This window comes from Streptomyces sp. 8N114 (assembly GCF_052245835.1).
Lineage (GTDB): Bacteria > Actinomycetota > Actinomycetes > Streptomycetales > Streptomycetaceae > Streptomyces.
This window is the reverse complement of record NZ_JBQQBT010000066.1, coordinates 1-761: the sequence shown is the minus strand read 5'-3', so window position 1 is coordinate 761 and position 761 is coordinate 1. Positions and strand designations below refer to the sequence as shown.

The window sequence follows — 761 nt, the reverse complement described above, 5'->3', positions numbered from 1 at the left end:
CAGCTTGCGCTGGATAGCGTCCTCGGCGCGTCGTTCGGAGTTCTTCAGCAGGGCCAGCATGAGCAGGTTGACGGAAGTCAGTACGTCACCCGCGAAGACCAGCCAGGGCACTGGCAGATGCACCATGCAACGGTCTCGCAACGTCTGTCTTTGCGGACCAGATTGAAGCCCGAGCAACAGGCCGCTGTAGAGACCGGGCAGATGAAGATCAAAGAGGCTCGGCTGCTCGCCTCTACCCGACGCAGACGGTCGCCTTTGTGAGGTCGGGTTCGCTGTGCGCAGAACCTCTTGGCAGTCGAAGCCCGCTTCGACAACAGGCGGCGTGACCGCACAGCGCAGTGGCTCGGGCGCCGCTCAGAGCCCCGGCTCACATGAGGGAGCTGGGTTCGGGCCAGGGGCGGTCGGCGTGATTTCCCTGGTTCTCCATTCGGGGGAGGGCATGAATTTCGACGGGGACGAACGGCACACGAGCCGGGGTTGTGGCCGAGGAAGGCGAGGGCGGGCGCCGGAGGGCCTGAGCGAGAAGGAGTGCGCGGGTGCAGATGGCGGATCACAGCTCCTCCTCCAGCCGGATTGCCTCACGCAGTGAGTCCCGTGCCTGGTGCGACTCGCCCTCCTGCGACTCCAGCATGGCCGCCGCGATCGCGTCCAGCTTGCGCTGGATAGCGTCCTCGGCGCGTCGTTCGGAGTTCTTCAGCAGGGCCAGCATGAGCAGGTTGACGGAAGTCAGTACGTCACCCGCGAAGACCAGCCAGGGCACT

General features: G+C 65.3%; 1 pseudogene. It reads right to left on the bottom strand.

What is annotated here, in order from left to right:
* Positions 1 to 550: 550 nt before the first annotated feature.
* Positions 551 to 761, bottom strand: a pseudogene (locus ACTWQF_RS36770) (hypothetical protein); the annotation flags it as partial.